This is a genomic window from Streptomyces anandii JCM 4720 (assembly GCF_014650655.1).
GTDB classification, from domain to species: Bacteria; Actinomycetota; Actinomycetes; order Streptomycetales; family Streptomycetaceae; genus Streptomyces; species Streptomyces anandii.
In genome coordinates this window covers 79531-93429 of record NZ_BMVJ01000011.1, presented here as the reverse complement: position 1 = coordinate 93429, position 13899 = coordinate 79531, and the positions used below count along the sequence as shown (strand labels likewise).

Sequence of the window (13899 nt, the reverse complement as noted above, 5' to 3'; positions counted from 1 at the left end):
CCCGTGCGGCCGGGGACCGGCAGGTTCCTCGTCCTCGCGGGCGTCTTCGTCTGCGCCGCCTGCGGACTCGTCTACGAGCTCGAACTCGTCGCCCTGGCCTCGTACTTGATGGGCGACTCCGTCACCCAGGCATCCGTGGTCCTCTCCGTCATGGTGTTCGCCATGGGCGTCGGCTCACTCCTCGCCAAGCATCTGAGACGGCACGCCGCCGTGGCCTTCGGCGCCATCGAGGCGACCCTCGCCCTCGTCGGCGGCTGCAGCGCCATGGCGCTGTACGCGGTGTTCGCCTGGACCGGCGGCTGGGGCGGCGTCTGGGCGGACGGCCCGCGCTGCCTGCTGGTCGCCTTCTCGCTGGCGATAGGCCTGCTGATCGGCGCCGAGGTGCCCCTGCTCATGGAGCTGATCCAGCGCATCCGCCGCCAGGACGCGGGCGGCGCTGTCGCCGACCTCTTCGCGGCGGACTACGTCGGCGCGCTCGTCGGCGGCCTCGCCTTCCCCTTCCTCCTGCTGCCCCTGCTGGGCCAGCTGACCGGCGCCCTGCTCACCGGCGCGGTCAACGTCGTCGCCGGCGGCGCCCTCGTCCTCGGCCTGTTCCGGCGCGACCTGACCCCGCGCGGGCGCTGGCTGCTCCTGGTCGCCAACCTCGCCGTGCTCGGCCTGCTCGGCACCGCCGCCGCCCTGGCCGGCGACTTCGAACGGGCCGCGCGGCAGGCGGTGTACGGCGACGACGTGCGCGTGGCCCTGCGGACCGGCGTCCAGGAGGTCGTCCTCGCCGGCGGCACCCGCGGCCGGCCGCTGAACCTGTTCCTCGACGGCCGGCTGCGCGTCAGCGGCCACGACGAGCGCCGCTACCACGAGGCGCTGGTCCACCCCGCGATGGCCGGTCCGCACGCGCGCGTGCTGATCCTGGGCGGCGGCGACGGCCTCGCCGTCCGCGAGGTGCTGCGCCACCCGGGCGTGGAGCGGGTGGACGTCGTCGAACTCGACGCGGGCGTCGTCCGCCTGGCCCGCACCGACCCCGCGCTGGCCCGTCTGAACGGCCACGCCTACGCCGACCCGCGCGTCCACGTGACGACCGCCGACGCCTTCGACTGGCTGCGCGGGGCGCCCCCGGCGGCGTACGACGTGGTGATCGAGGACCTGCCCGACCCGGGCATCACGGCGAGCACAAAGCTGTACGCGCAGGAGTTCTACGGACTGGCCCGCCGGGCCCTGGCGCCCGGCGGCCGGCTGATCGTGCACGCGGGCTCCGACTCCCTGCGCCCGCGCGTCTTCTGGACCGTGAACGCCACGGTCCGCGCCGCCGGACTGCGCACCGTCCCCTACCGCGTGGGCGGCCGCGACCCCGGCTTCGCCGCCGGACCCGACCGTACGCCCGGCGCGCTGGGCGCCCCCCACGACTGGGGCTTCGTCCTGGCCGCCCGCTCCACCCCCGTGCTCCGCCTGGACCCGGGCGCCCCGCGCCCGCGCACGCTCACCCCGGACGCCCTCGCCGCCGACACCCGCGCCGCGCTGCGCACGCGCGTGCCGGGGGTGCGGCCTTCGACGCTGGTGCACCCGCGGTACTCGGGGTGAGGGAGGCGGACGCTTCCGAGGCGGCCGAAGGGAAGCGGACGCCTTCGGGAGCGGCTGATTCGGTGCGGTGGCCGGTGGGGCGGGCGGTGGGGTGGGCGGCCCGTCCCTCCCCCGAAGCGGGACCGGCCGCCGTTCCCCCGTACCCCCCCACCTTCGCGGCGGCTCGGGTACGTCTTCTGTACGTCCCCCACGTCGCCGTCGTCCCACGAGCGTAAGGGCGGGCGGGCCGGCCCGAATCCTCCTCCGGGTGGACCGGCCCGCAAACTCCCGCGGCAGGCGCGCGGTTCCTGCAACTTCCGCGGTACCGCAAAAGGTTGACGCTAAGCCCCGTACACCGGGTTTACGCTGCGGCGATGCGGATCCACCCCCTCGCGGTCGACGGCCTGACGGCCCTGGTGCCGGCGACCGTGGCCTGCCTGCTCGGCGCCGAGGCCGCCACACAGGGGTGGCCCACGCTGGACGCGTCCGCCTGGACGCTCGTCGCCCTGATCAACCTCCCGCTCGTGGTGCGCGGCCGCGCACCCGTCGCCGTCTTCCTCGTCATCCACCTCGCCTGGATCGTCTACGTCGCGCTCGGCCACTGGCCGGTGGTGAACTCGCCCGCCGCACTGGTCGCCTTCTACACGGTGGCGTCCACGCGTCCGCACCGGACCACCGCCGTGTGCGCCGTCGTGATGGGCGGGGTGTGGGTGTGCGCCGGGCTGATCAGCGGGTCCGACGCGATGGCGTCCGTGGTCGGCCAGGCGATCGGCTATCCCCTGATCCTGTGGCGGTTCGGGTACCACGCCCGCAGGAGCGCCGAGCTGACCGTGCAGTTGCGCGCCGAGCAGGCCGAGCGGGCGCGGCGCGAGGTGGCCGAGGAGAGGGTGCGGATCGCACGCGAGCTGCACGACGTGGTGGCCCACCACATGGCGGTCATCAACGTCCAGGCGGGACTGGCCCGGTTCGTGTTCGACGACGACGCCGGCACCGCGCGGGTGGCGCTCGGCGCCATCGGCGACGCCAGCGCGGAGGCGCTCGCCGAACTGCGGCGCATGCTGGGCCTGTTGCGCTCGGACTCCACGCCGGAAACGGAGCCCGGGGCCGCCGAGCCCGCCCCCGGGCTCGACCGGCTGGAGGAGATGGTGGACCGGGTCCGCGCGGGCGGCGTCCCGGTCGACCTCAGGGTGCGCGGCGCGCCGGTACCGCTGTCCTCCGGGGTGCAGTTGTGCGTGTACCGGGTGGTCCAGGAGGCCCTGACGAACGTACTCAAACACGCGCCGGGGGCCCGGGCCGCGGTGGAACTCGATTATGTGCCGGGACAGTTGACGGTGTCCGTCGTCGACGACGGAAAGGGCGGCGGGGGTCACGTCGGAAAGGGCGGCGGGGGTCACGACGGAAGGGGCGGCGGGAAGGACGACGCCAAGGGTGACGGTAAGGGGGTGGATTCGGACAAGATGCGGGAGCACGCCGGTCACGGGTTGATCGGCATGAGCGAGCGCGCCAAGCTCTACGGCGGGACGATCGTCGTCGGCCCGCGCAGCGAGGGGGGATTCGGCGTGCGCCTGACCCTGCCGACGTCGGTACACGCCGCACGCCGGGGAGACACCGTCAGGGAATGATCAGAGTGCTGGTGGTCGACGACCAGTTCCTCGTGCGCAGCGGACTGGTCGCGCTGCTGCGCGCCGCCCCGGGCATGGAGGTCGCCGGCGAGGCCGCGGACGGGGCCGAGGCGGTGACCCTGGCCGCCAAGACGCGGCCGGACGTGGTCCTCATGGACATCCGCATGCCCGGGATGACCGGCATCGAGGCCACCCGGCGCATCCTCGCCGAGGCGGCGGAACCCGCGCCGCGCATCCTGATCCTCACCACCTTCGACCTGGACGAGTACGTGTACGGGGCCCTGCGCGCCGGCGCGTCCGGCTTCCTGCTCAAGGACGCCGGACCCGAGCGGCTGCTGGCGGCGGTCACGGCCGTGTACGGCGGCGACGCACTGTTCGCGCCGGTGGTCACCCGGCGGCTGGTGGAGGCGTTCACCGCCCGCGCGGAGCCGGAGTCGCCCGGGGGTTCCTCGCCCGGCCTGCGCGCGCTCACCACGCGCGAGGTCGAGGTGCTGCGGCTGGTGGCGCGCGGCCTGACCAACGCCGAGGCGGCCGACCGCCTCTTCATCAGCGAGGCCACCGTGAAGACGCACCTCAACCGCACGATGAGCAAGCTCAGCCTGACCAGCCGGGCCCAGGCCGTGGTGCTCGCCTACGAGAGCGGGCTGGTGCGGCCGGGCGGCGACGGCTGAACGGACGCGGCACCGTCGCGCCGGGGCCGGGCGCTCCAACACGGGCGAGTTGCGGTCGAGGGGAGGGTATTACCGGCCACCACTGGGTACGCTCGGCTGACATGGAGCATGAGGTCTTCGTTCCGGTTCCGGCCCGGCGGCTGCGGGCGGCGCTCGCCGACCCCGCACGGGTCGCACGGGCGATCCCGGGACTCCAGCGGGAGGCGGGCCAGGACGGCCTCGCCGGCCGCCTGAAGGTGCGCATCGGCAACCACTCCATCACCTACCGCGGCAGCCTGCGCGTCACGGCCCGCGACGACGGCACGTACGCCGTGGCGGGCGAGGGGACCGAGGCCCGCGGCACGGGCTCCGTCGAGCTCGCGCTCACGCTGCGCGTCCGGGACGTGGAGGGCGGGGCGGTCCTCGCCTTCGACGGCACCGCCACGACCGGGGGCCGCGTCAACGAACTGGCCCCGGAGTCGGTGAGCAACGCGGTGACCCGCGTGCTGAACCGTTTCGCGGAGATCCTCGGCGAGGCGGGCCCCACCGAGGGCGGGGAAGGGCCGGAGACAGCGGAATCCCTGGCCACGGAGGACTTCGCCCCCTTGTCCACGGGAGACTTCGAAGCCACCCCGGACGCGGAGGACGACCCGGTCCCGCCGAGCGCGGGGGACACGGCGCACGAGCCGGGCGCCGCCGACGGGCCGGAGGCCTCCGCCGGCGACGGGGCCGAGCCCTCGGACGCCGAGGACGCATCCGCGGTGCCCGCGGCCTCGTCCGTGTTCGAGGCCGAGGTTCCGCCGCCCTCTCTCGATCCGCCGGCGGACGACGAGGAGGGCGAGCTGGGCGAGGGCGCGCCCGAGGTCCGGGACGAGGAGGCGGAGGAACAGGCCGAGCGCGACGACGTACTGGAGCCCGCTCTGTCCGAGGACGTCGCCGATGAGCCGGCCGAGCCGCTGCCCGAGGACGCCGCAGACGACTTCGGCGAGCCCGCGGAACCGCCCGCCGAGGCGGCGCACGCGCGGCGGACGATGATCGGGCGCAGCGCCGAGGAGGTCGACCACGCCCCGCCGCGCGGCCGCTACGCCCCCGTGCCCGCCCCGCTCACCGTCTCCGGCAACCCGGCCCTGCGCTGGGCGGCCCCCGCCGCCGCGCTGGCCGTGGCCTCAGCGATCATCGTGGGCCGAGCCCTCAGACGCCGCCGCTGAAGCGGTGACGGGCCGCACGGCGGCCACCCCGCCTGCGGACCCGCGCAGCCCAGCCACGTGGCCGTGAAGATCGCGCGGCCACGACGGGAAACGCCCTCTTGATCGGCCCAGTAGCCTCGTCGCGTGAGTAACGAAGACATCACGCTGACCGCGGGCGACGCGGAAGCGACCGTGCAGCCCGGCAACGGCGGCCGCATCGGAGGGCTCCGCGTCGGCGGGCTCGAACTGCTCCGCCAGGGCGAGCGGTTCGGCTGCTTCCCGATGGTCCCCTGGTGCGGCCGGATCCGCGACGGCCGCTTCCGGGACGGCGCCGTCGTCCACCAGATGCCGCTCAACTCCCCGCCGCACGCCATCCACGGCACCGCCCGCGACGGCGCCTGGCGCACGGCCCGCGTCTCGGCCGGTGAGGCGGTGATCACGTACGACCTCGTCGAGCCCTGGCCCTACCCCGGCCGGGTCACCCAGGTCGTCACGCTGACCGAGGACGCCCTCACGCTGTCGATGTCGGTCGAGACGTACGAGTCCTCCTTCCCGGCGCAGATCGGCTGGCACCCCTGGTTCCACCGCAACCTGGGCGGCGAGGACGTACGACTCGACTTCGAGCCCGCCTGGCAGGAGGAGCGCGGCGCGGATCACCTGCCCACCGGCCACCGCGTCGACCCCGAGCCCGGCCCCTGGGACGACTGCTTCGGCATGCCCGGCGGCGTGGACGTCACCCTCACCTGGCCCGGGCAGCTGGAGCTGCGGGTGACCAGTCCCGAGGAGTGGGTCGTCGTCTACGACGAGCAGGACGGCGCGGTGTGCGTGGAGCCGCAGACCGGCCCGCCCGACGGCCTCAACACCCGTCCGCGCCTGGTCACCCCGCTGGAACCGCTCGAGGCCACGACGACCTGGACCTGGCGACCCGCTTAAGCTGACTGCCATGAGCGACGTTCGCGGCGAGCTGCTGCAGCAGATCAAGGACAAGGCCGTGGTGCACGGCAAGGTGACGCTGTCCTCGGGCAAGGAGGCCGACTACTACATCGACCTGCGCCGCATCACGCTGGACGGTGTGGCGGCCCCGCTGGTCGGCCAGGTCATGCTGGACCTGACCGCCGACCTGGACTACGAGGCGGTCGGCGGCCTCACCCTCGGCGCCGACCCGGTGGCCACCGCGATGCTGCACGCCTCCGCCGCGCGCGGGAAGACGCTCGACGCGTTCGTCGTGCGCAAGGCCGGCAAGGCGCACGGCCTGCAGCGCCGTATCGAGGGCGCCGAGGTCGCGGGCCGCCGGGTGCTGGCCGTGGAGGACACCTCCACCACCGGCGGCTCGGTGCTGACCGCCGTGGAGGCGCTGCGCGAGGCCGGCGCGGAGGTCGTCGCGGTCGCCACGATCGTGGACCGGGCCACCGGCGCCGCCGAGGCGATCGCCGAACAGGCGGGCGTGCCCTACGTGTTCGCGTACTCGAAGGACGACCTGGGCCTCGACTGAGCGCACGGGCCGTGGTCCAGCAGGGGGCCCGGTCACGGTCCGGCCGTGCCCCGGCCGGGGGAGGCCGGTGCGGCCGGGTCATCCACAGGCTGGACAGGGTGGCCGAAGCATCGGGCCTCTTCTGCGAAGATGGGGCCGACGATGACGTCACTCCCTAGGTCAGGGCCGTAAGCACGCAGACGCAACCCGCACATACAAGGAGCGGACAGATGCCCATCGCAACCCCCGAGGTCTACAACGAGATGCTCGACCGGGCGAAGGCAGGCAAGTTCGCCTACCCGGCCATCAACGTGACCTCCTCGCAGACCCTGCACGCGGCGCTGCGCGGCTTCGCGGAGGCGGAGAGCGACGGCATCGTCCAGATCTCCACCGGTGGCGCCGAGTTCCTGGGCGGCCAGTACAGCAAGGACATGGTCACCGGCGCGGTGGCCCTGGCCGAGTTCGCCCACATCGTCGCCGAGAAGTACCCGGTCAACATCGCGCTGCACACGGACCACTGCCCGAAGGACAAGCTCGACGGGTACGTACGTCCGCTGATCGCGGTCTCCGAGGAGCGTGTGAAGGCGGGCCGCAATCCGCTGTTCCAGTCCCACATGTGGGACGGCTCCGCCGAGACCCTGGCCGACAACCTGGAGATCGCCCAGGAGCTCCTGGCCCGCGCCGCCGCCGCGAACATCATCCTCGAGGTGGAGATCACCCCCACCGGCGGCGAGGAGGACGGCGTCTCGCACGAGATCAACGACTCCCTCTACACCACGGTCGAGGACGCGATCCGCACCGCCGAGGCCCTGGGCCTGGGCGACAAGGGCCGCTACCTGCTGGCCGCCTCCTTCGGCAACGTCCACGGCGTCTACAAGCCGGGCAACGTCGTGCTCCGCCCCGACCTGCTGAAGGAGCTCAACGAGGGCGTCGCCGCCAAGTACGGCCGTCCGGCCGACAGCAAGCCCTTCGACTTCGTCTTCCACGGCGGCTCCGGCTCCACGGAGGAGGAGATCCGCACGGCGCTGGAGAACGGCGTGGTGAAGATGAACATCGACACGGACACGCAGTACGCCTTCACGCGTCCCGTGGCCGACCACATGTTCAAGAACTACGACGGCGTGCTCAAGGTCGACGGCGAGGTCGGCTCCAAGAAGACCTACGACCCGCGCACCTGGGGCAAGCTCGCCGAGGCGTCGATGTCGCAGCGCGTGCTCCAGGCCTGCGGCCACCTGCGCTCGGCGGGCAACAAGCTGAAGTAACGGGACGTACGCGTCACACGTCACACGTCACACGTCACGCGAGACGCGAGACGCGACACGCCACGTCCGCGGGCCGCCGATGGTGGCCGTACCCTCCGGTGCGGCCGCCCATCGGCGGTACGGCTGCCCACCCGCGGCCTGGCCCGCGACCCGTCCGCGCGGGATGATCCGAACATGGCCGTCACCGCGCGGACGCGGCAGAACCCCGACGTACGGATCTCCACCCCCACGGGCAAGTGGATCCTGATCACCACCGTGCTCGGCTCCAGCATGGCCCTGCTGGACTCGACCGTCGTCAATGTCGCCCTGCCCCGCATCGGCCGCGACCTCGACGCGAGCCTCGCCGCCCTCCAGTGGACGGTCAACGCCTACCTGGTCACCCTGGCCGGCCTCATCCTCCTCGGCGGCTCCCTCGGCGACCGCTACGGCCGGCGCCGGATCTTCGTCCTCGGCGTCTGCTGGTTCGCCGCCGCCTCCCTGCTCTGCGGCCTGGCACCCGACCCGACGGTCCTGATCGCCGCCCGTGCCCTGCAAGGGGTGGGCGGCGCCCTCCTCACCCCCGGCTCCCTCGCCCTCATCCAGGCCTCCTTCCACCCCGACGACCGGAGCAGGGCGGTGGGCCTGTGGTCCGGGTTCGGCGGCATCGGCGCCGCCGTGGGGCCGTTCCTCGGCGGCTGGCTGGTGGACGGGCCCGGCTGGCGGTGGGTGTTCCTGCTCAACGTCCCGCTCGCGCTGCTGTGCGCCCCCATTGCCCTGCGCCACGTCCCCGAGTCGGCCGACGACCGGGCCCACGGCCGCTTCGACGTGCTCGGCGGCACCCTCTGCGCGCTCTCCCTCGCCCTGGTGACGTACGCCCTGATCGAGGCGGGCCGCGAATCCGTGACCGTCGCCCTGACCGGGGCGGCCGGGCTGCTCGCCGCCGTCGCCTTCGTCTTCGTCGAGCGGCGCCACCCGGACCCGATGCTGCCGCTCGACATCTTCGCCTCGCGCCAGTTCACGGCCGTCAACCTGGTCACGCTGTGCGTGTACGCCGCCTTCGGCGGCTTCTTCTTCCTCACCTCCCTCCAGCTCCAGGTGGTGGCCGGCTACTCGGCGCTCGACGCAGGTGTCTCGCTGCTGCCGACCACCGTCCTCATGCTGCTGTTCTCGGCCCGCTCGGGAGCCCTGGCCGACCGCATCGGCCCGCGCCTGCCGCTCACCGCCGGCCCGCTGCTGTGCGCGGCCGCGATGCTGCTGATGCTGCGGGTGGGCGCCGGCGCCGACTACCTCACCGACGTTCTGCCGGCCGTGCTGGTCATGGGCACCGGCATGGTCACCCTGGTGGCCCCGCTGACCGCCACGGTCCTCGCCTCGGTGGACACCTCCCGGGCGGGCCTGGCCAGCGGCGTCAACAACGCCGCCGCCCGCGCCGCCGGCCTGGTCGCGGTGGCCGCGCTGCCGCTGCTGACGGGGATGGGCCCGGAGGCGTACCGCTCGCCGGACGCGTTCGACGCCGCCTTCGACAAGGCCATGCCGATCTGCGCGGGCGTCCTGGTGGCCGGCGCCGTCCTCGCCGTCACCACGGTCCGCCGCCCGGCCCCGGACTGCCGCCACCCCGAATGCCGCACCCACGCCTGGACGACGGCACCCCCGCTGGAATCCCGAGGCCGCCCCGAGCCTCCCGAGCTCTCCGGGCCCTCCGGACCCGCCAGGCATCGCCGGGGGGCCATGCCGGGCGCGCAGGCCTCTCCCGGCGCCGGCCCGGAGGCTTCTCCCGGCGCCGGCCCACAGGCCCCTCCCGGCGCCGGCCCGGAGGTCCCTCCCGGCACACGGGCGGAGGCGGTGCCGCCTGCGGAGGGCGCCCCGCCCGGCCCCCGGCCCGTCACGGGGGCGGAGGCGGTGCCTCCCGACGACGGCGCCCCGCGCCGCCCCCGGCCCGGGACCCCGCATGACCCCCCGGGCGATGCCGCAGACTGAGGGCATGAGCATTCACGAGAACCTCCTGGGCGGCCCGCCCCCCACCCACCTCCCCGACGACCCCGGGCCCCGCGAGCTGCTCGCCAAGGGCACTTCGCCCGCCGAGGTCGCCGCGCGGTACCCGGCGTCCTCGCTGGCCTGGGCGCAGCTGGCCGACGACGCCTTCGAGCGGGGCGCGGCCGTCGAGTCGTACGCCTACGCCCGTACGGGCTACCACCGGGGCCTGGACGCCCTGCGCCGCAACGGCTGGAAGGGCCACGGCCCGATCCCCTGGGAGCACGAGCCGAACCGCGGCTTCCTGCGCGCGCTGCACGCCCTCGCCCGCGCCGCCGGCACCATCGGTGAGCAGGAGGAGTACGCGCGCTGCACGCAGTTCCTGAAGGACTCCTCGGAGACGGCGGCGCAGACCCTCGGCTGAGCCGCACACCGTTCGCGGGTGCCCGCCCGCATGATCGGGCGGGCCTTGCGATCTGTGCCCCTGATGCGCAGGATGCCGGTGGGGACCGGGGCCCCCGTGCCGGCATCGGCAGGGGCGGACCGCTACCCGGAGTACAACAGGAGACAGCGATGTCCCAACAGGCTCATCCCACCCCTCGGCCCGCGGAATCCGCGCAACCCACGCAGCCCGCCGAGGTCACTGAGCCCGAGACCCCGCATCTCGACTTCGAAGGCACCACGCCCTACGAGGACTACGTCAAGGCGGACGTGCTCACCCACCTCCAGCACACCCTCTCCGACGACCCCGGAGAGATGGTCTTCCTGGTCACCACCCAGGTGATGGAGCTGTGGTTCACCGTCATCGTCCACGAGTGGGAGACCGCCGCCCGCGCCCTGCGCTCGGACGACGTGCCGACGGCGATCGCCGCGCTGAAACGTTCCGTACGGGAACTGGAGGCGCTGAACGCCTCCTGGAAGCCGCTCGGCCAACTCACGCCGGCCCAGTTCAACAGCTACCGCGGCGCCCTCGGCGAGGGCTCCGGCTTCCAGTCGGCGATGTACCGCCGCATGGAGTTCCTGCTCGGCGAGAAGTCCGCCTCCATGCTCGTCCCGCACCGTGGCGCCCCCCGTGTACACGCCGAGCTGGAGAAGGCCCTGCACGACCCCAGCCTCTACGACGAGGTGCTGCGGCTGCTCGCCAGGCGCGGGCACGCCGTCCCGGACGCCGTACTGCAGCGTGACGTGTCCCTGCGCTACGAGCCCTCCGAGGCGGTGGAGGCCGTCTGGACCGCGCTCTACTCCGGCGACCAGGACGACGAACTCGCCCGCCTGGGCGAGGCGTTGACCGACGTCGCCGAACTGGTGTGGCGCTGGCGCAACGACCACCTGGTCGCCACCCGCCGCGCCATGGGCGCCAAGGCCGGCACCGGCGGCTCGGCCGGAGTGGCCTGGCTGGAGAAGCGCGCTCAGAAGAACGTCTTCCCCGAGCTGTGGACGGCGAGGTCCCATGTCTGACCTCGACACGAAGGCCCGCGAGCTGGACTCGGCGGACGAACTGGCGCCGCTGCGCGACCGGTTCGTCCTGGACGAGACCGTGTATCTCGACGGCAACTCCCTGGGCGCCCTCCCGGTGAACGTTCCCGACCGCATCGCCGACGTCGTCCGCCGCCAGTGGGGCGAGCTGCGCATCCGCTCCTGGGAGGAGAGCGGCTGGTGGACCGCGCCCGAGCGGATCGGCGACCGGATCGCGCCCCTGGTCGGCGCGGCGCCGGGCCAGATCGTGGTGGGCGACTCCACCAGCGTGAACGTGTTCAAGGCGCTGGTGGCGGCGGTACGCATGGCCCGTACGGACGGCGGTGTCCGTACGGGCGGTGGTGCAGGTGCGGACGGTGGTGTCCGTACGGACGGCGGGACCGGCGGTACTCGTGACCGGGACGAGATCCTGGTCGACGCGACGACCTTCCCCACGGACGGCTACATCGCGCGGTCCGCCGCCCGCATGACCGGCTGCACGCTGCGCCCGGTGACACCCGCCGAGGTGCCCGGAGCGCTGTCCGCCCGCACCGCCGCCGTCCTGCTCAACCACGTCGACTACCGCACCGGCCGCCTGCACGACCTGCCGTCCCTCACGGCCTCCGTGCACGCCGCGGGCGCGTACGCCGTCTGGGACCTGTGCCACAGCGCGGGCGCCCTGCCGGTGGGCCTGGACGAGCACGGCGTCGGTCTCGCGGTCGGCTGCACCTACAAGTACCTGAACGGCGGCCCCGGTTCACCGGCGTACCTCTATGTCCGCCGCGAACTCCAGGACCGCTTCGACTCCCCGCTGCCCGGCTGGAACTCCCACGCCGAACCCTTCGGAATGCGACCGGACTTCGAGCCGGCGTCGGGCGCGCAGCGCGGACGCGTGGGCACGCCCGACATCCTCTCCATGCTCGCCCTGGAGGCGGCGCTGGAGGTCTGGGACGGCGTGCCGGTCGAGGCCGTACGGGCCAAGTCGCTGGCGCTGACGGACTTCTTCCTGGAGTGCGTCGGCGCGTACGTCCCCGACGGGCGCGTGACCTCCCTGACCCCCGTGTCCCACGGCGAGCGCGGGAGCCAGGTCGCCCTGCGGTGCGCCGACGCGGGCGAGGTGATGAAACGGCTGATCGAGCGGGGCGTGGTCGGCGACTTCCGCCACCCGGACGTGCTGCGCTTCGGCTTCACTCCGCTGTACGTCGGCTTCGCGGACGTGGAGCGGGCGGCGCGGGTCCTGGCGGAGGTGCTGCGCTAGCCGGTGCGGGTGCACCGGTCGCGGTGCGCCGGCCGGTGCGCCGGGGGCGGTGCGGGGTGCCGTGGCGGGGGCGGTCCGGTCGTGGGTTCACCGAGCGTGACATCCGCGTGTAGACGCACGTCGTGGCCCTGATACCGTCCCCGCCAACCGCGGAACCCAACTCCTGGTCCGCCAATTCCTTACTTTCGCTGAGAGGTTGGAGCATGCCGGACGCCGCCGCACCCAGGGACGCCGCTGCCGCGGAGGAGGAGTCGGCCTTCTCGCACGCGCCCGTCGAGCCCGACAGCACGGCGGCGTACGGAGATCACCCCGACCAGGTGATCGACTTCTACGCCCCGCGCGACGCCGGCTCCACGGCGCCCGGTGCCGAGGCCGCTCCGCTCGTGGTGGTCCTGCACGGGGGCGCCTGGCGGGCCGCCTACGACCGCCGCCACATCACCCCCTTCGCGGACTTCCTCGCCCGCCGCGGCTTCGCCGTGGCCAACGTGGAGTACCGGCGAGGCGGCGGGAGCGGGGGCGGAGGTGAGGGCGAGGACGGGGCCGGGTCCGGCGGTCCGGTCGCGGGGCGGTGGCCCGACACCTTCGACGACGTGGCGGCCGCGCTCGACGCCCTGCCCGACCTGGTACGGCAGTCGCTCCCGCAGGCCGACGCCCGGCGCACGGTGATCACCGGTCACTCGGCGGGCGGCCACCTGGCCCTGTGGGCGGCGGCCCGGCACGTCCTCCCGGCGGACGCGCCCTGGCGCACGGACCGCCCGGCACCGCTGCGGGGCGTGGTCGCGCTCGCCCCGATCGCGGACTTCGAGGTCGCCGGGAAACTCGACGTGTGCGGCGGCGCCACGCATCAGCTGCTCGGGGGGAAGCAGGAGTTCCTGGAACGGCAGCCGTACGCCGACCCGGCCCTGCTGCTGCCGACCGGCATCGCCACGACCCTCGTCCAGGGTCGTACGGACGTGGTCGTACCGCAGGCCGTCGCGGAGTCGTACGCGGACGCGGCGGCGAAGGCCGGCGAGGTGGTGGGCCTCACCCTTCTGGGGGAGGTCGGGCACTTTCCGCTGATCGACCCGGCGGCGGACGCGTGTGCGGTGGTGGCGGAGGAGATCGCACAACTGGCCTGGTGAGAGTCGCTTCGGGTGCCGTTCCGGGCGCTCTCCTCGGCGCCTGACAGGCGCCCCGGTTCCTCTGCCTCACAGCCACCCGGTCATACCCGTAGTACCTGAGAGCTACGGCCGGGAACGGCTCTCCGGCGGGACGCGGGCGACAGCGCCGGATCCGTAATTTCCCTTCCGTGACGACCCGATGGGCGGGCGGCACGGAGGGGGTGACGAGCGATGGGGCTCGAGCGGACGTCTCCGGACACGGGCCTCGAATTCACGGCCCGGGGCGGCGGGCAAACGGAGAGCGAGGAGGGCACGAAGGGCACGCAGAGCAGGGAGGGCAGGGAGGGCAGGGAGGGCACGGAGGGCACAGGGCAAGGCACCGGTGGAAAT

General features: G+C 73.9%; 11 protein-coding genes and 1 pseudogene. All 12 read left to right on the top strand.

Annotated features, from left to right (window positions below; translation table 11 throughout):
• Positions 1-1575, top strand: a 1575-nt coding sequence (locus IE249_RS20660; protein WP_189706615.1) for a polyamine aminopropyltransferase, incomplete at its 5' end; no start/stop codon positions are given.
• A gap of 353 nt (positions 1576-1928) precedes the next feature.
• The gene (locus IE249_RS20655; RefSeq protein ID WP_189706613.1) at positions 1929-3176 is read left to right on the top strand and encodes a sensor histidine kinase; all 1248 of its coding nucleotides are present in this window, start codon (positions 1929-1931) and stop codon (positions 3174-3176) included.
• Positions 3173-3847, top strand: coding sequence for a response regulator (locus IE249_RS20650; RefSeq protein ID WP_189706611.1), 675 nt, complete (start codon positions 3173-3175; stop codon positions 3845-3847). The genes IE249_RS20655 and IE249_RS20650 overlap by 4 nt, the downstream gene beginning before the upstream one ends.
• Before the next feature lie 101 nt (positions 3848-3948).
• A complete protein-coding gene (locus IE249_RS20645; RefSeq protein ID WP_189706609.1) occupies positions 3949-5034 on the top strand; it encodes an SRPBCC domain-containing protein in 1086 nt (361 codons plus the stop codon).
• Positions 5035-5157: 123 nt separating this feature from the next.
• Entirely contained in the window at positions 5158-5946 is a 789-nt protein-coding gene (locus tag IE249_RS20640; RefSeq protein WP_189706607.1) for an aldose epimerase family protein, read from the top strand.
• A gap of 10 nt (positions 5947-5956) precedes the next feature.
• On the top strand, positions 5957-6505 hold the full coding sequence (pyrE, locus tag IE249_RS20635) for an orotate phosphoribosyltransferase (RefSeq protein ID WP_189706604.1): 549 nt from the start codon (positions 5957-5959) through the stop codon (positions 6503-6505).
• Between the two features lie 209 nt (positions 6506-6714).
• The gene (gene fbaA / locus IE249_RS20630) at positions 6715-7746 is read left to right on the top strand and encodes a class II fructose-bisphosphate aldolase (RefSeq protein WP_189706602.1); all 1032 of its coding nucleotides are present in this window, start codon (positions 6715-6717) and stop codon (positions 7744-7746) included.
• A gap of 174 nt (positions 7747-7920) precedes the next feature.
• A pseudogene (locus IE249_RS20625) lies at positions 7921-9390 on the top strand (MFS transporter); the annotation flags it as partial.
• Positions 9391-9706: 316 nt separating this feature from the next.
• Complete coding sequence (locus IE249_RS20620) at positions 9707-10120, top strand: DUF3151 domain-containing protein (RefSeq protein WP_189706600.1); 414 nt, start codon at positions 9707-9709, stop codon at positions 10118-10120.
• Between the two features lie 149 nt (positions 10121-10269).
• A complete protein-coding gene (locus tag IE249_RS20615) occupies positions 10270-11154 on the top strand; it encodes a tryptophan 2,3-dioxygenase family protein (RefSeq protein WP_189706598.1) in 885 nt (294 codons plus the stop codon).
• Positions 11147-12409, top strand: a complete 1263-nt coding sequence (kynU, locus tag IE249_RS20610) for a kynureninase (protein ID WP_189706596.1) — start codon at positions 11147-11149, stop codon at positions 12407-12409. Before IE249_RS20615 ends, kynU begins: the two co-directional genes overlap by 8 nt.
• Positions 12410-12612: 203 nt before the next feature.
• Positions 12613-13530, top strand: a complete 918-nt coding sequence (locus IE249_RS20605) for an alpha/beta hydrolase family protein (RefSeq protein WP_189706594.1) — start codon at positions 12613-12615, stop codon at positions 13528-13530.
• Positions 13531-13899: the final 369 nt, after the last annotated feature.